The sequence below is a fragment of the Pseudomonas sp. BGI-2 genome, assembly GCF_004310295.1.
Taxonomy (GTDB): domain Bacteria; phylum Pseudomonadota; class Gammaproteobacteria; order Pseudomonadales; family Pseudomonadaceae; genus Aquipseudomonas.
This window is the reverse complement of sequence record NZ_SISB01000039.1, coordinates 46,919-62,724: the sequence shown is the minus strand read 5'-3', so window position 1 is coordinate 62,724 and position 15,806 is coordinate 46,919. Positions and strand designations below refer to the sequence as shown.

At 60.6% G+C, this 15,806-nt stretch carries 18 protein-coding genes; 6 read left to right on the top strand and 12 right to left on the bottom strand.

Features of this window, described 5'->3' with window-relative positions; translation table 11 throughout:
• Nucleotides 1–213 precede the first annotated feature (213 nt).
• The 4 genes from infA to trxB form a co-directional block, all read right to left on the bottom strand.
• Complete coding sequence (infA, locus tag EYC95_RS23330; RefSeq protein WP_002553999.1) at nucleotides 214–432, bottom strand: translation initiation factor IF-1; 219 nt, start codon at nucleotides 430–432, stop codon at nucleotides 214–216.
• A 100-nt stretch (nucleotides 433–532) separates the two neighbouring features.
• On the bottom strand, nucleotides 533–1,240 hold the full coding sequence (locus EYC95_RS23325; protein WP_131062418.1) for an arginyltransferase: 708 nt from the start codon (nucleotides 1,238–1,240) through the stop codon (nucleotides 533–535).
• Nucleotides 1,241–1,295: 55 nt separating this feature from the next.
• Nucleotides 1,296–1,976, bottom strand: coding sequence for a leucyl/phenylalanyl-tRNA--protein transferase (gene aat, locus EYC95_RS23320; protein WP_131062417.1), 681 nt, complete (start codon nucleotides 1,974–1,976; stop codon nucleotides 1,296–1,298).
• Nucleotides 1,977–2,040: 64 nt separating this feature from the next.
• Nucleotides 2,041–3,000, bottom strand: coding sequence for a thioredoxin-disulfide reductase (trxB, locus tag EYC95_RS23315; RefSeq protein WP_131062416.1), 960 nt, complete (start codon nucleotides 2,998–3,000; stop codon nucleotides 2,041–2,043).
• Nucleotides 3,001–3,307: 307 nt separating this feature from the next.
• Here trxB and EYC95_RS23310 point away from each other — a divergent pair, with 307 nt between their 5' ends.
• The 6 genes from EYC95_RS23310 to cysG all read left to right on the top strand — a co-directional run bounded on the left by EYC95_RS23310 (nucleotide 3,308) and on the right by cysG (nucleotide 10,932).
• Entirely contained in the window at nucleotides 3,308–5,716 is a 2,409-nt protein-coding gene (locus tag EYC95_RS23310; RefSeq protein WP_131062415.1) for a DNA translocase FtsK, read from the top strand.
• 65 nt (nucleotides 5,717–5,781) lie between these two features.
• Nucleotides 5,782–6,405, top strand: a complete 624-nt coding sequence (gene lolA / locus EYC95_RS23305) for an outer membrane lipoprotein chaperone LolA (RefSeq protein WP_131062414.1) — start codon at nucleotides 5,782–5,784, stop codon at nucleotides 6,403–6,405.
• Nucleotides 6,406–6,544: 139 nt separating this feature from the next.
• Nucleotides 6,545–7,867, top strand: a complete 1,323-nt coding sequence (locus EYC95_RS23300; RefSeq protein ID WP_131062413.1) for a replication-associated recombination protein A — start codon at nucleotides 6,545–6,547, stop codon at nucleotides 7,865–7,867.
• A complete protein-coding gene (crcB, locus tag EYC95_RS23295) occupies nucleotides 7,867–8,241 on the top strand; it encodes a fluoride efflux transporter CrcB (protein WP_131062412.1) in 375 nt (124 codons plus the stop codon). The genes EYC95_RS23300 and crcB overlap by 1 nt, the downstream gene beginning before the upstream one ends.
• A gap of 15 nt (nucleotides 8,242–8,256) precedes the next feature.
• Complete coding sequence (gene serS, locus EYC95_RS23290) at nucleotides 8,257–9,537, top strand: serine--tRNA ligase (RefSeq protein WP_131062411.1); 1,281 nt, start codon at nucleotides 8,257–8,259, stop codon at nucleotides 9,535–9,537.
• On the top strand, nucleotides 9,538–10,932 hold the full coding sequence (gene cysG, locus EYC95_RS23285; protein WP_131062410.1) for a siroheme synthase CysG: 1,395 nt from the start codon (nucleotides 9,538–9,540) through the stop codon (nucleotides 10,930–10,932). It abuts the gene before it with no gap.
• A gap of 116 nt (nucleotides 10,933–11,048) precedes the next feature.
• Here the strand turns inward: cysG and EYC95_RS23280 are convergent, their stop codons facing one another.
• From EYC95_RS23280 to EYC95_RS23245, 8 genes are all read right to left on the bottom strand, one after another.
• Nucleotides 11,049–12,050, bottom strand: coding sequence for a glutathione S-transferase family protein (locus EYC95_RS23280; RefSeq protein WP_131062409.1), 1,002 nt, complete (start codon nucleotides 12,048–12,050; stop codon nucleotides 11,049–11,051).
• Nucleotides 12,051–12,140: 90 nt separating this feature from the next.
• Nucleotides 12,141–13,142 carry a glycosyl transferase family protein gene (locus EYC95_RS23275; protein ID WP_131062408.1) on the bottom strand — a complete coding sequence of 334 codons (1,002 nt, stop codon included), beginning with the start codon at nucleotides 13,140–13,142 and terminating at the stop codon, nucleotides 12,141–12,143.
• Nucleotides 13,139–13,474 carry a TusE/DsrC/DsvC family sulfur relay protein gene (locus tag EYC95_RS23270; RefSeq protein WP_131062407.1) on the bottom strand — a complete coding sequence of 112 codons (336 nt, stop codon included), beginning with the start codon at nucleotides 13,472–13,474 and terminating at the stop codon, nucleotides 13,139–13,141. Before EYC95_RS23270 ends, EYC95_RS23275 begins: the two co-directional genes overlap by 4 nt.
• Nucleotides 13,471–13,764, bottom strand: a complete 294-nt coding sequence (tusB, locus tag EYC95_RS23265) for a sulfurtransferase complex subunit TusB (protein ID WP_131062406.1) — start codon at nucleotides 13,762–13,764, stop codon at nucleotides 13,471–13,473. Before tusB ends, EYC95_RS23270 begins: the two co-directional genes overlap by 4 nt.
• A complete protein-coding gene (tusC, locus tag EYC95_RS23260; protein ID WP_131062405.1) occupies nucleotides 13,764–14,126 on the bottom strand; it encodes a sulfurtransferase complex subunit TusC in 363 nt (120 codons plus the stop codon). Before tusC ends, tusB begins: the two co-directional genes overlap by 1 nt.
• Nucleotide 14,127: 1 nt before the next feature.
• Nucleotides 14,128–14,520, bottom strand: a complete 393-nt coding sequence (gene tusD, locus EYC95_RS23255; protein WP_131062404.1) for a sulfurtransferase complex subunit TusD — start codon at nucleotides 14,518–14,520, stop codon at nucleotides 14,128–14,130.
• A 201-nt stretch (nucleotides 14,521–14,721) separates the two neighbouring features.
• A complete protein-coding gene (locus EYC95_RS23250; RefSeq protein ID WP_131062403.1) occupies nucleotides 14,722–15,426 on the bottom strand; it encodes a YoaK family protein in 705 nt (234 codons plus the stop codon).
• A 35-nt stretch (nucleotides 15,427–15,461) separates the two neighbouring features.
• The gene (locus EYC95_RS23245) at nucleotides 15,462–15,791 is read right to left on the bottom strand and encodes a DUF6388 family protein (protein ID WP_131062402.1); all 330 of its coding nucleotides are present in this window, start codon (nucleotides 15,789–15,791) and stop codon (nucleotides 15,462–15,464) included.
• Nucleotides 15,792–15,806 lie beyond the last annotated feature (15 nt).

Here is a 15,806-nt window from a genome sequence, read left to right as displayed (position 1 = left end):
GCGTAATCATCGAGTGCTGCGCGAGCATATTCGTAGCCCACAGGTGCATGTTCCTTCCTCGCCGACAACTGACTTCCAGCGATATCAGTATGGAAGAGAAAGGAACGGACTACCTATATCGCGAGCAGGCTCACTCCTACAGGGGGGGGCGCCAATTAAATCCCAGACAAACAAAAACGCCCGGCATAAACCGGGCGTTTTGTATTGACTTGATTAGCGAGCGCGGTAAGTGATGCGCCCTTTGCTCAAGTCATAGGGCGTCAGCTCGACGCGCACTTTGTCACCGGTAAGAATACGGATGTAGTTCTTGCGCATCTTGCCGGAGATATGCGCGGTTACGACGTGCCCATTTTCCAACTCCACACGAAACATGGTGTTGGGCAGGGTGTCGACGACAGTGCCTTCCATTTCGAAGCTGTCTTCTTTCGACATGCAGTAAAGCCCTCGGTGTCCAATGAATGGCCCGGTGCAACTGCGCCAGGCAAAAGCGGCGTGCATTGTGCCCGAAAAATGGGGTTTAAGCCAAGGGGTTCTAGTTCAGGATGACCCAGCGCTGATTAATCAGCAGTTCGATAGGGCGATATTGCGTCTTGTAGCTCATCTTTTTGCAGTTTTTGATCCAATAGCCGAGGTAGACCGCTCCCAGCCCAAGACGTCGGGCTTCGCCGATTTGCCAGAGGATCGCGTAGCGACCCAGGCTGCGGCGTTCTTCATCGGGCTCGTAGAAGGTGTAAACCGCCGACAGACCGTTCGGCAGCAAATCGGTCACGGCGACTGCCAGCAGCTGGCCTTTGAGACGGAATTCGTAAAACCGCGAGAACGGCAGGTCACGCACCAGGAACGTCGCAAACTGGTCGCGACTCGGCGGGTACATGTCGCCATCGGCGTGACGTTGTTCGATGTAGCGCTGATAGAGATCGAAATACTCTTCGCTGAATTGCGGCCTGGCCGGGCGCACTTGCAGGTCGGCGTTACGTTTGAAGATGCGTTTCTGCTGGCGGTTGGGGGTAAATTGCGCCACGGGGATGCGTGCCGGGACGCACGCATTGCAATTCTGGCAATGAGGCCGGTAGAGATGATCGCCGCTGCGACGAAAACCCATTTCAGACAGGTCTGCGTAGACATGCACATCCATGGGCTGACTAGGGTCGAGGAACAGCGTGGTAGCCTGCTCCTCGGGCAGATAACTGCAAGAGTGGGGCTGAGTGGCATAAAACTTCAAACGCGCCAACTCGGTCATGATCAACCCTCGGGGTAACTTTGAATTAAGTGTAAGCCACGCGCGCAAAAGTCGCTCAGCAAACCCAGGTTGCACGGCTGGGTTGATCCAGATGCTGCGCGAGGAAATTGGCGAAGTCGCGCCGAGGAATCGCTCGGGCGCCGAGGCTGTGCAGGTGGTCGGTTGGCATTTGGCAGTCGATCAGCACAAAACCTGAGTCTTTCAGATGTTGCACCAGGGTGGCAAAGCCATATTTCGAGGCGTTGTCGGCGCGGCTGAACATCGACTCGCCGAAAAACAGCTGACCCATCGCCAAGCCGTACAGTCCGCCCACCAGCACGCCATCGTCCCAGACCTCGACGGAATGCGCGTAGCCACGCTTGTGCAGTTCGAGGTAAGCGGACTGCATCGCATCGGTGATCCAGGTCCCGTCGGCATACTCGCGGGGTGCGGCGCAGGCGCTGATCACCGAGGCAAAATCCTGATCGAAGGTCACTTGATAGCGTTGTTGACGCAACAATTTACTCAGGCTGCGTGAGATATGCAGTTCGTCGGGAAATAAGACGGTGCGCGGATCCGGCGACCACCAAAGGATCGGCTGGCCCTCCGAGAACCATGGAAAGCAGCCGTGGCGGTAAGCCTGAATCAGACGATCGGCGGACAGATCGCCGCCCGCGGCCAACAGTCCGTTGGGGTCGCGCATGGCTTTTTCCAGCGGCGGGAACGTCAGGGTGTTGCGTTGTAACCAAGTCAGCATGGCATCCGGGCTTGCAGGAGGGGAGGGCGGTGGCGGGCTGGTGGGCCCGCCGTAAAGTGTGCCGTCAAACGGTGGGAATGTCGTCGAGGTATTTCTCGGCGTCCAGCGCGGCCATGCAGCCAGCCCCGGCGGAGGTCACGGCCTGGCGGTAAACGTGATCGGCCACGTCGCCGGCGGCGAACACGCCCGGGATCTCGGTGGCCGTGGCGTCGCCTTCGCTGCCGCCCCTGATCAGCAGGTAGCCGTCACGCATTTTCAGCTGGCCCTCGAACAGGTCGGTATTGGGTTTATGGCCGATGGCGATGAACACGCCGGCCAGCGCCAATTCACTGGTTTCGCCCGTGAGGCTGTCGCGCAGGCGGGCGCCGGTCACGCCGCTGGCATCGCCGAGCACTTCATCGAGATTCTGATTCCAGTGCAGGCGGATATTGCCGTTGGCGGCTTTTTCGAAGAGTTTGTCCTGAAGAATCTTCTCCGAGCGCAACTTGTCGCGCCGGTGAATCAGGTGGACTTCCTTGGCGATGTTCGACAGGTACAGCGCTTCTTCAACCGCGGTGTTGCCGCCGCCGACGACGGCGACCACTTGATTGCGATAAAAGAAACCGTCGCACGTGGCGCAGGCCGAAACCCCTCGGCCGGCAAAGGCTTCTTCCGAAGGCAGTCCCAGGTACTGCGCTGAAGCGCCGGTGGCGATAATCAGAGCGTCGCAGGTGTAAGTGTCGCCATCGCCGATCAACTCGAACGGGCGCTGTTGCAACTTGGCGGTGTGGATATGGTCGTAAACAATCTCTGTGGCAAAGCGCTCGGCGTGTTTTTGCATGCGTTCCATCAGCACTGGGCCGGTGAGGCCTTCGACGTCGCCGGGCCAGTTATCGACTTCGACGGTGGTGGTCAGCTGGCCACCTGCCTGTATGCCGGTGATGACAACGGGTTTGAGGTTGGCGCGTGCGGCATAAACGGCTGAGCTGTATCCGGCAGGGCCGGAACCCAGAATGATCAGGCGGGAATGCTTCGGTTCGCTCATAAAAACACCTCATAAGCCTTTGTCACAAAAGAGAATGCATGCTCAAATTGAACCGCGCGTAACCTGCGTTTGGCTATGCTGCACCGAAGGACTTCAAGCATGGCATCGGGCGAACAAACCCGTACAATGCCGTCTGTAACAGTGGTTGTAACAAAATTAGCTGTGCGTGCCGTGTTTATAAAAACCGGGGTGCAGTGTTAAAAGTAGTCCCAGTTGCGCGTGTTAACTTTTTTACCTGCCTGGATTGGGCAGTTTTTTATAGTCATTCAACAGATGGACGCGCCTTTGGCGCAGGAAAAGAAGCGTTTTGAAGAAATCCACCGCAGCACCCAAAACAGTCGTCGTTCCGCTCTGGCGCCAGCACTTGCACTACCGGCTCAAGGAAGGTGCATTGATCGCCATCGGCGGCTTGTGCCTGTTCCTGATGATGGCCTTGTTGACCTATGGCAAGGACGATCCGGGCTGGAGCCATAACAGCAAGATCGACGACGTGCAGAACTTCGGCGGGCCGGTCGGCTCCTACAGCGCCGACATTCTGTTCATGGTGCTGGGTTACTTCGCCTACATCTTCCCGTTGTTGCTGGCGATCAAGGCGTATCAGATCTTCCGTCAGCGCCACGAACAGTGGCAGTGGAGCGGCTGGCTGTTCTCCTGGCGCCTGATCGGCCTGGTGTTTCTGGTGCTGTCGGGCGCGGCCCTGGCGCATATCCATTTCCATGCGGCGACCGGTTTGCCGGCCGGTGCTGGCGGCGCGCTGGGCGAAAGCCTTGGTGACCTGGCCAGGAACGCGCTGAACATCCAGGGCAGCACGCTGTTGTTCATCGCACTGTTCCTGTTCGGCCTGACGGTGTTCACCGACCTGTCGTGGTTCAAGGTGATGGACGTCACCGGCAAGATCACCCTCGACCTGTTCGAACTGTTCCAGGGCGCGGCCAATCGCTGGTGGGCCGCCCGTGTCGAGCGCAAACAACTGGTTGCGCAGTTGCGTGAAGTCGACGATCGCGTGCATGACGTGGTCGCTCCGACGGTGACGGACAAGCGCGAGCAAGCCAAGGTCAAGGAGCGCCTGATCGAGCGTGAGCAGGCCCTGAGCAAGCACATGTCGGAACGCGAGAAGCAGGTGCCGCCCGTCATCGCGCCAGCACCTCCCAAGCCGGCAGCGCCGAGCAAGCGCGTGGAGAAAGAGAAACAGGCGCCGTTGTTCGTCGACAGCGCTGTCGAAGGCACCTTGCCGCCGATCTCGATTCTCGACCCGGCCGAAAAGAAACAACTCAACTACTCCCCGGAGTCGCTGGCAGCCGTCGGCCACTTGCTGGAAATCAAACTCAAGGAATTCGGCGTCGAAGTCTCGGTGGATTCGATCCACCCAGGCCCGGTCATTACCCGTTATGAAATCCAGCCGGCCGCCGGCGTCAAAGTCAGTCGCATCTCCAACCTGGCGAAAGACCTGGCGCGTTCCCTGGCTGTGACCAGCGTTCGTGTAGTGGAAGTGATTCCGGGCAAGACCACCGTCGGTATCGAGATTCCCAACGAGGACCGCCAGATCGTGCGGTTCTCCGAAGTGCTGTCGACGCCTGAGTACGACAACTTCAAGTCACCGGTCACCCTGGCCCTGGGCCACGACATCGGCGGCAAGCCGGTCATTACTGACCTGGCGAAAATGCCTCACTTGCTGGTGGCCGGTACGACCGGTTCCGGTAAGTCGGTGGGTGTGAACGCGATGATCCTGTCGATCCTGTTCAAGTCCGGCCCGGAAGACGCCAAGCTGATCATGATCGACCCGAAAATGCTCGAGCTGTCGATCTACGAAGGCATTCCGCATCTGCTGTGCCCGGTCGTGACCGACATGAAGGACGCGGCCAACGCCCTGCGCTGGAGCGTGGCGGAGATGGAGCGTCGCTACAAACTGATGGCGAAGATGGGCGTACGAAACCTGTCCGGCTTCAACGCCAAGGTCAAGGAAGCCCAGGACGCCGGTACGCCGCTGACTGACCCGTTGTACAAGCGCGAAAGCATTCACGACGAAGCACCGCTGCTGACCAAGCTGCCGACCATCGTCGTGGTCGTCGACGAATTCGCCGACATGATGATGATCGTCGGCAAGAAAGTTGAAGAACTGATCGCCCGTATCGCCCAGAAGGCCCGTGCGGCCGGTATCCACTTGATCCTCGCGACCCAGCGTCCGTCGGTTGACGTGATCACCGGTCTGATCAAGGCCAACATTCCGACGCGTATGGCGTTCCAGGTGTCGAGCAAGATCGACTCCCGGACGATCATCGACCAGGGCGGCGCCGAGCAACTGCTGGGCCACGGTGACATGCTCTACATGCCGCCGGGCACCAGCCTGCCGATCCGGGTCCATGGTGCGTTCGTGTCCGATGACGAGGTTCACCGGGTGGTTGAAGCCTGGAAACTGCGCGGTGCCCCGGAATACAACGACGAGATCCTGGCCGGTGTCGAAGAGGCCGGTAGCGGTTTCGACGGCGGCAGTGGCGGTGGCGACGAAGACAGCGAATCCGATGCGCTCTACGACGAAGCGGTGCAGTTCGTCCTGGAAAGCCGTCGGGCGTCCATCTCTGCGGTTCAGCGCAAGCTGAAGATCGGCTACAACCGCGCCGCGCGCATGATCGAAGCCATGGAAATGGCCGGGGTCGTGACGTCCATGAATACCAACGGTTCGCGTGAAGTTCTGGCGCCTGGCCCGGTACGCGACTGATTTGATTTGAAAGGATGGCGCAGTGATGCGCCGCCCGAACTCCCACGAATGTTATGAGGACTCCCATGCGTCTTATCCGCATGCTGTTGCTGCCGGTACTGGCTTTGACCACGCTCTCGGCCCACGCCGATGACAAGGACGTGGCGCGTCTGACCCAACTGCTGGAAAAATCCCAGACCCTGACTGCACGCTTCTCTCAGCTGACGCTGGATGGCGGCGGCACTCAATTGCAGGAAACCGCCGGGCAAATGTCCCTGCAGCGTCCCGGCCTGTTCTACTGGCACACCGACGCACCGCAAGAGCAATTGATGGTCTCCGATGGCAAGAAGGTGTCCCTGTGGGACCCGGACCTGGAGCAGGTCACCATCAAGACCCTCGACCAGCGCCTGACCCAGACCCCGGCGTTGCTGCTGTCCGGTGACGTGTCCAAGATCAGCCAGAGCTTCGACATCAGCGCCAAGGAAGCCGGTGGCGTGATCGACTTTACGTTGAAGCCGAAAACCAAAGACACCCTGTTCGACAGCCTGCGTCTGTCGTTCCGCAATGGCCTGGTCAATGACATGCAACTGATCGACAGCGTCGGTCAGCGCACCAACATCCTGTTCACCGGCGTGAAGGCCAACGAGCCGATCCCGGCGTCCAAGTTCAAGTTCGACATCCCCAAGGGTGCCGATGTGATCCAGGAATAAACCGCAAGTCCCTGTAGGAGCGAAGCTTGCTCGCGAAAGCGGTTTTCCAGACGACATTCACGGCGACTGACACACCGCTTTCGCGAGCAAGCTTCGCTCCTACAAGGGATAAAGAATCAGTGAGGTTTCATAAGCAGTGATGGACCTGTTTCGCAGTGCCCCGATAGCTCAGCCTTTGGCCGCACGCCTGCGCGCAGCCAATCTGGACGAGTACGTCGGTCAGGAACACCTGCTCGCTCGCGGCAAGCCTTTGCGCGAAGCCCTGGAGCAGGGTGCCCTGCACTCGATGATCTTCTGGGGCCCGCCCGGCGTGGGCAAAACCACCCTGGCGCGGTTGCTGGCGGAAGTCTCGGACGCGCACTTCGAAACGGTCTCGGCGGTATTGGCCGGCGTGAAGGAAATCCGTCAGGCGGTGGAAATCGCCAAGCAGCAGGCCGGCCAATACGGCAAACGCACCATCCTGTTCGTCGACGAAGTGCATCGCTTCAACAAGTCGCAGCAGGATGCATTCCTGCCCTACGTTGAAGACGGCACGCTGATTTTCATCGGCGCGACCACGGAAAACCCCTCGTTCGAACTCAACAACGCCTTGCTCTCCCGGGCACGTGTCTACGTGCTCAAGAGCCTCGACGAAGCGGCCCTGCGCAAACTGGTGCATCGCGCGCTGACCGAAGAGCGTGGCCTGGGCAAGCGGCAACTGACCCTCAGCGATGAAGGCTTCCAGATGCTGTTGTCCGCCGCTGATGGCGATGGCCGCCGTCTGCTCAACCTGTTGGAAAACGCCTCGGACCTGGCAGAAGACAACAGCGAGATCGGCGTCGATCTGCTGCAAAGCCTGCTCGGCGATACCCGTCGGCGTTTCGACAAGGGCGGCGAAGCGTTCTACGACCAGATTTCCGCGCTGCATAAATCGGTGCGCGGCTCCAATCCCGACGGCGCGCTGTACTGGTTCGCGCGGATGATCGACGGCGGTTGCGACCCGCTGTACCTGGCCCGGCGCGTGGTGCGCATGGCCAGCGAAGACATCGGCAACGCCGACCCGCGCGCCCTGAGCCTGTGCCTCGCGGCATGGGAAGTGCAGGAGCGCCTCGGCAGTCCCGAAGGCGAATTGGCGGTGGCCCAAGCCATCACCTATCTGGCTTGCGCGCCGAAAAGCAACGCGGTGTACATGGGTTTCAAAGCCGCCATGCGCAGCGCCACCGAACACGGTTCGCTGGAAGTGCCGCTGCATTTGCGTAACGCTCCGACCAAACTGATGAAGCAATTGGGTTACGGCGATGAATACCGTTACGCGCACGATGAGCCGGACGCTTACGCCGCTGGCGAAGACTACTTCCCGGACGAACTTGAGCCACAACCGTTCTATCAGCCAGTGCCTCGCGGCCTTGAGCTGAAGATCGGCGAAAAGCTCAATCACCTCGCACAACTTGACCGTCTAAGCCCCCGGCAGCGGAGAACATAGTGATTCCTTTGGTCATTGCGGTATCCGTCGGCGGTGTCGCCGGGACACTGTTGCGCTTTGCTACCGGTAACTGGATCAATGCTAATTGGCCACGGCACTTCTATACCGCGACGCTGGCCGTTAATATCGTCGGCTGTTTGCTGATCGGCGTTCTATACGGTCTGTTTTTGATCCGCCCGGAGGTGCCGATTGAGGTGCGCGCCGGGTTGATGGTCGGCTTCCTCGGGGGGCTGACGACTTTTTCATCCTTTTCACTGGATACGGTGCGCCTGCTGGAAACCGGGCAAATGCCGCTGGCCCTGGGCTATGCTGCCATCAGCGTATTCGGAGGGCTGCTCGCGACCTGGGCTGGCCTGTCCTTGACCAAACTTTGATAACGAGAGACCGACATGCTCGATTCCAAACTGTTACGTAGCAACCTTCAGGACGTAGCGGACCGCCTGGCATCCCGTGGTTACACGCTGGATGTTGCGCGCATCGAAGCGCTGGAAGAACAGCGCAAGACCGTCCAGACCCGCACCGAAGCACTGCAGGCTGAACGTAATGCGCGCTCCAAAACCATCGGCCAGGCCAAGCAGCGCGGCGAAGACATCGCGCCGCTGATGGCCGACGTCGAGCGCATGGCGAACGAGTTGAGCGCCGGTAAAGTCGAGCTGGACGGGATCCAGACCGATCTGGACTCGATTCTGCTCGGCATCCCGAACCTGCCGCACGAATCCGTACCCATCGGTGATGACGAAGACGGCAACGTCGAAGTGCGCCGCTGGGGCACCCCGACCGCCTTCGATTTCCCGGTTCAGGACCACGTGGCCCTGGGCGAGAAATTCGGCTGGCTGGACTTCGAAACCGCCGCCAAGCTGTCCGGCGCCCGTTTCGCCCTGTTGCGCGGCCCGATTGCCCGTATGCACCGCGCCTTGGCGCAGTTCATGATCAACCTGCACACCAGCGAACACGGTTACGAAGAGGCTTACACGCCTTATCTGGTCCAGGCGCCTGCGCTGCAAGGCACCGGTCAGCTGCCGAAGTTCGAAGAAGACCTGTTCAAGATCAGCCGCGAAGGCGAAGCCGATCTGTACCTGATCCCGACCGCAGAAGTATCGCTGACCAACATCGTGGCCGGCGAGATCGTCGATTCCAAACTGCTGCCGATCAAGTTCGTCGCCCACACCCCGTGCTTCCGCAGCGAAGCCGGTGCATCGGGCCGTGACACCCGCGGCATGATCCGTCAGCACCAGTTCGACAAGGTCGAGATGGTCCAGATCGTTGAGCCGTCGACCTCGATGGAGGCGTTGGAAGGCCTGACGGCCAACGCTGAAAAAGTCCTGCAACTGCTGGAATTGCCTTATCGCACGATTGCGCTGTGCACCGGTGACATGGGTTTCAGCGCGGTCAAGACCTACGACCTGGAAGTGTGGATTCCGAGCCAGGACAAATACCGCGAGATTTCGTCGTGCTCCAACTGCGGCGACTTCCAGGCCCGTCGTATGCAAGCGCGTTTCCGCAACCCGGAAACCGGCAAGCCTGAACTGGTCCACACCCTGAACGGCTCCGGCCTGGCGGTCGGTCGTACGCTGGTGGCGGTGCTGGAAAACTACCAGCAGGCCGACGGTTCGATCCGTGTGCCTGAAGTGCTGAAACCGTACATGGGTGGCCTCGAGGTCATCGGCTAAATGGACTATCTGCCGCTGTTTCATAACCTTCGCGGCAGTCGTGTGTTGGTCGTCGGCGGGGGGGAGATTGCCTTGCGCAAATCCCGCCTGCTGGCCGAAGCCGGTGCGCTGCTGCGGGTGGTCGCACCTGAAATCGAACCGCAGCTGCGCGAATTGGTTGCCGGCAGCGGTGGCGAATGCCTTTTACGGGGCTACGTCGCAGCGGACCTGGACGGTTGCGGGCTGATCATTGCCGCCACCGACGACGAACCGCTGAACGCGCAAGTCTCTGCCGATGCCCATCGGCGTTGCGTGCCGGTCAACGTGGTGGATGCGCCAGCCCTGTGCAGCGTGATCTTCCCGGCAATCGTCGACCGCTCTCCCTTGATTATTGCGGTGTCCAGCGGCGGCGATGCGCCGGTACTGGCGCGGTTGATCCGCGCCAAGCTGGAAACCTGGATTCCTTCCACCTACGGTCAACTGGCCGGTCTGGCGGCGCGTTTTCGCAGTCAGGTCAAAGGCCTGTTCCCGGATGTGCAGCAGCGTCGGGCGTTCTGGGAAGATGTATTCCAGGGCCCGATTGCCGACCGGCAACTGGCCGGGCAGGGCGCTGAAGCCGAGCGCTTGATGCTGGCGAAGATCAATGGCGAAGCGCCGGTCGCCACCGGTGAAGTGTATTTGGTGGGTGCAGGTCCAGGTGATCCAGACTTGCTGACCTTCCGTGCCTTGCGCCTGATGCAGCAAGCCGATGTGGTGTTGTACGACCGTTTGGTCGCCCCGGCGATTCTCGATTTGTGTCGTCGCGATGCCGAGCGGGTCTACGTCGGCAAGCGTCGCGCCGATCACGCCGTGCCTCAGGATCAGATCAACCAGCAACTGGTGGATCTGGCCAAGCAAGGCAAGCGGGTCGTGCGATTGAAGGGCGGTGATCCGTTCATCTTCGGTCGCGGCGGTGAAGAGATCGAAGAACTGGCGGCCCATGGCATCCCGTTCCAGGTGGTGCCAGGTATCACGGCCGCCAGCGGTTGCGCGGCGTACGCCGGGATTCCGCTGACTCACCGCGATTACGCGCAGTCGGTACGTTTTGTCACCGGGCACTTGAAGGACGGTTCCACCGATTTGCCGTGGGCCGACCTGGTCGCGCCGGCGCAAACCCTGGTGTTTTACATGGGGCTGGTGGGCTTGCCGATCATCTGCGAACAGTTGATCAAGCATGGTCGCGGGGCAGATACCCCAGCGGCGTTGATTCAGCAGGGCACCACGGTCAATCAGCGGGTGTTTACCGGCACGCTGGCCGATTTGCCACGGCTGGTGGCGGAGCATGAAGTGCATGCGCCGACGCTGGTGATCGTTGGGGAAGTGGTGCAATTGCGCGAAAAACTGGCGTGGTTCGAGGGTGCTCAGGCGCAAGTCTGAAGACCGAGTCGCCTCATTCGCGGGCAAGCCTCGCTCCTTGGTTGCGTGCTGAGTGAACACATAACCTGTAGGAGCGAGGCTTGCCCGCGAAGGGGCCCTCAAAAGCTTCACACACCTCAGGCCCTGCGCCAAACCCCTTTCCCACTCAACCGCGCCCGATCATGGGTTGCCGTGAAATCCTGCGCCGGCCCTTTCGGCACAACCCCGGTAGGATTGATGGTCTTGTGGCTGCCGTAGTAGTGATTCTTGATGTGCTGGAAATCCACCGTCTCGGCAATCCTCGGCCACTGGTAAATCTCCCGCAGCCAGTTCGACAGATTCGGATAATCGGTAATCCGCCGCAGGTTGCACTTGAAGTGGCCGTGATACACCGCGTCAAAGCGAATCAGCGTGGTGAACAGGCGGATATCAGCTTCGGTCAGGTATTCACCGGCCAGGTAACGATTGGCGCCTAACAACTCTTCCAGGCGATCCAGTTCCGCGAACAATCCATCGAACGCTTCTTCATAAGCCGACTGCGACGTGGCAAACCCTGCCCGATAAACGCCGTTGTTCACCGCCGGATAAATCCGTTCATTCAACGCATCGATCTCGCCGCGCAACGGCGCCGGATAGAAATCCAGGTCATTGCCAGTCAAATCATCGAAGGCGCCATTGAACATGCGGATGATCTCCGCCGATTCATTGTTGACGATGCGGTTTTGCTGTTTGTCCCAGAGCACCGGCACAGTGACGCGGCCGGTGTAGTCGGCGGTGTCGGCGGTGTAACGCTGGTGCATGAAGTCGAAGTGATCGAGTTTGTCGCCGGTCGAGCCGAGGTTCTGGTCGAAGGTCCAGCCGTTTTCCAGCATCAGCCAACTGACCACCGAAACATCGATCAGGTTGTCCAGGCCTTTGAGTTTGCGCAGGATCAGCGTGCGATGCGCCCACGGACAGGCGAGAGACACGTAGAGATGATAACGACCGGCCTCGGCCGCAAAACCACCGACACCCGTCGGGCCGGGCTTGCCGTCGGCGGTCAGCCAGTTACGACGTTGCGCCTGTTCACGCTGGAACGCGCCGTCCTTGCTGCTTTCGTACCACTGGTCCTGCCAGCGACCTTCAACTAACAAACCCATGCTCAAGACTCCTCAACCGATAAGCGTTGGAGAGGAGTCTATTCGCATAGGTTCGATAAAAAAGCGCAAAGGTTGGAGCGTTATGATCGGTTAAATCGATCTGTCTCGAGCATCCCAGTACTGTTGGGCCGTTTCGAAGGCGCGTTCGCGAGTCTGACCGAGGCCGCGCAACGCGAGGGCCATGGTCGAAATCAGGGCCATTTGCGGGTAACTGTCGACCACATCACCGCGCCATACCGCTTTCAAATGCTCAGGATCGAGCGAGGCGGGTTTGACGTGGCGCTGGGTCGACAACTGCGGCCATTCCTCGTCCCAGCTTTCGCCGCCGGTCGTGCCGTACAGATGGCTGTCGGCGTCCGGGTTGATCTCGATTTCGCCACCATCGCCCTTGATCACAATCGCGGTGTCGCCGAGCAAACCACTGGCATCGCGATGCACCGCCTGGTAGCCGGGGTGGAAAATGCTTTGCAGGCCGCAGCGAGCGCCCAACGGATTGAGGATGCGGGTGAGGGAATGGATCGGCGAACGCAGGCCCAAAGTGTTGCGCAGGTCGATCATGCGCTGAAGTTGCGGTGCCCAATCCACCAGCGGCATGAACGCCAGGCCACCGTTATCGAGTGCCGTGCCCACCTGCTGCCAGTCGCGGCACAGCGGAATGCTCAATCCATCCAGCAACTGCTCGCTGTACAGCCGGCCGGCCGTGTGGGCGCCAGCGCCGTGCATGAAGATGCGCACACCGTTCTGCGCCAGGCATTTGGCCGCCAGCAGATACCACGGCAAATGACGCTTCTTGCCGGCATACGTCGGCCAGTCCAGATCCACCGCCAGCGCTGGCGGGTTCAATCGTTCACGAAGGGCTTCGGTGAAGCCGGCCATTTCCTCGGCGCTTTCTTCCTTGTGCCGCAACAGCATCAGGAACGCGCCGAGCTGGGTGTCCTCGACCTTGTCGTCGAGCACCATGCCCATGGCTTCCCGTGCTTCGACCCGGGTCAGGTCGCGGGCGCCACGCTTGCCTTTGCCGAGGATCCGTACGAACTGGGCGAACGGGTGTTCGGCGGGCGTTTCGAGGGTCAGCGCTGGAAAGTCGGTCATAAGCAATTCGTCGGTTTGGGCAGACCCGCCAGTTTCGCGGCGAGTTTGGCAGGGGTGCCTTTGAACAGTCGGTTCAGGTGCAGGCTGTTGCCTTTTTCCGGGCCGAGCTTCAGCGCGGTGTACTTGATCAGCGGGCGAGTGGCCGGGGACAGTTGGAATTCGGCGTAGAAGCTGCGCAACAATTCGAGGATTTCCCAGTGCTCCGGGCTCAACTCGATGTCTTCGGCAGCGGCGAGGGCGGTGGCCACTTCATTGGACCAATCGCTGAGTTCGACCAGGAACCCGTCCTTGTCCAACTCGATGGCGCGAGCGCCGAGCGTCAGGGAATTCATAGCCAACTGTTGACCTTGTCGTAGTGAATCGACAGCTCGACGAAGGCCGGGTAATCAATGGTCTTGGCCGCTTCAGGAATCTCCAGGGCGCGAGCCTGGGCATCTTCGGCCAGTACGAACAGATTCAAACGGAGAGCGTTCAGCGCGTTGAACGGCGCGGTACCCGGCTGCAACGCATACACCGCGTCGCCGGTCAGCAAAAGCGCATCGTTCGTGCCGATCACACGCAGGCAACTGGTCAGGCGGTCATCGCCGAACGGGGAATGAGACAACACATGCAAAGTCGACATCAGAGGGTGATCACCTGGTCGTAACGGTCAACAAGTGCAGAGATTTCCTGGGCGGCCAGCACCTGGGCTTCTTCCAGCGACCGACCGTCGAGGTCCAGGCCCCGTTCGGCAGCGCTGTCGCCACAGACGAACAAGTCTTCAACACCGAACATTGGCAACGCTTGCAGGTTGGCGCTCAGGTCCTTTTGTTGCAGGGCCTTGGCGTTTTGTTTCGCGGCGAGCTGAAACACGCCGTCATCGAGAAACAGCAAGCCGATCGGCAGGTCGAACGCGCCGCCGGCCAGCACGATGTCCAGCGCTTCGCGCGCGTTCGGCCCGGACCACGGGGCCTGACGGCTGATGATCAACAAGGATTTAGCCATCTCAGGCGCCTCCGAAACAGATCAGGCGGTCAGCGTCTTGCACCGCGTCATGCAACTGGCCGAGGCCGGACAATTCCCACGGCGCACTCACCGCAACAGCGTCACGCTGATAGCGCCCTGCTTCCTCTTCGTTCAACACGCCACGGCGCAGGGCGGCGGCGATACACACCACGCCGTCCAATTGATGCTCGCTAACAAAGGCGCGCCATTGCTTGGGCACGTCCAGCTCATCCTGGGGCGTGACCACGCTGCCGGAGGCGTTGTAGACGCCGTCCTGATAGAAAAACAGCCGGACAATCTCATGCCCGCCGGCCAGCGCAGCCTGGGCAAACAGCAAGGCACGGCGCGAGGAGGGCGCATGGGCGGCGGAAAACAGCGCGATGGCGAACTTCATGACGGACTCGATCAGCAAAACTGTGTCCATGATAAAGCTTTATCGCCGGGGCGGCGAAGGGGGTTTACTCGTAGACCGAGTCGCGGCCATCGCGAGCAGGCTCGCTCCTACAAGGGATTTGTGTCGTACACAACATTGAAATCCACCACAAAACCCCTGTGGGAGTGAGCCTGCTCGCGATGGCTGCCTGACAGGCACCGCTCAACGCGGCATATACCCCAACTGCCAACGCCGCGGGATTTTCAGCGACAGCAACCCGATCGCCCCGGCCAGCAACCCACTGATAAACAACGCCTTGAGCCCAAGGTGATGTTCCAGCACCGCGCCAAGCACTGCACCGGCGAACATCCCCGTCCAGGGAATCAACTGAACCCGCCAGCCATTGCGCCGCTCACCGAGCATCCACCGTCCCAGCCCGCGCCCGAAGCGCGACAGGGCGCCGGTGACGTAGGTGAGACCGACCGGCAGGCCATTCACTTCTTCCACCGCCGCGTTGAGCATGCCCATGGCGATGATCGCCGCCAGCAGCGCCGGCAATTGTTCGTCATAAGGCCAGGCTGCGGCGCCGCAGAGCAGCATCGCGATGCACAGCAGCAAGGGTAGCGCCCGGCGGCCACCAAAGCGGCTGACGACAATACCCAAGGCGTTGCCGACGATGAAGGTCGCCACGAGAATCAACAGGCGCAAGGTCAGCCCGAGATCGCCGTCGCTGATGGCCACGGCGAGGCGGGTGGTGTTGCCGCTCATGAAGGAAACAAAATCGCCGCTGGCCATGAAGCCGATGGCGTCGGTCATGCCGGCGAGCACCGAGAGCGCGGCCACCAGCGCCATGCCGATGCGTCCGCGCCATTTCTGGATATGCAGGTGGCCGGGGCTGGCGCGAGACGTCGAGAGGGATGGCAGCATCGGCGGAAGTCGTCCTCAGGCAGCGACCGTCACGGTCACTTGCTCAATCCATATAACTCGCAATACTCCAGCCAGTCCATACCCGCCATCTCGGCCACTTCCTTGTGCACTTCCAGGCGCTGAGTCTCGTAGTCTTCAGGCGTTGCGGCGGTCAGTTGCAGCGTGAGCTCCCAGGCAAACAAACCCAGGCGCTCGGCTTCGGCTTCGAAGGCCTCATGCAAGCGCTCGTCGCGATACTGCTCGGCAGTCTCGCCCTTGGCCTGAGCCAACAGCGGGTTGAGGTTGTCGAGTTCGACGCGCAGTTCTGGGCGCTCATCGAGAAACGTCTTCAGCGCCTGCTCGTGTTGCTGTTCGGTTGCCGCCATGGTCGCTCCTTGAGG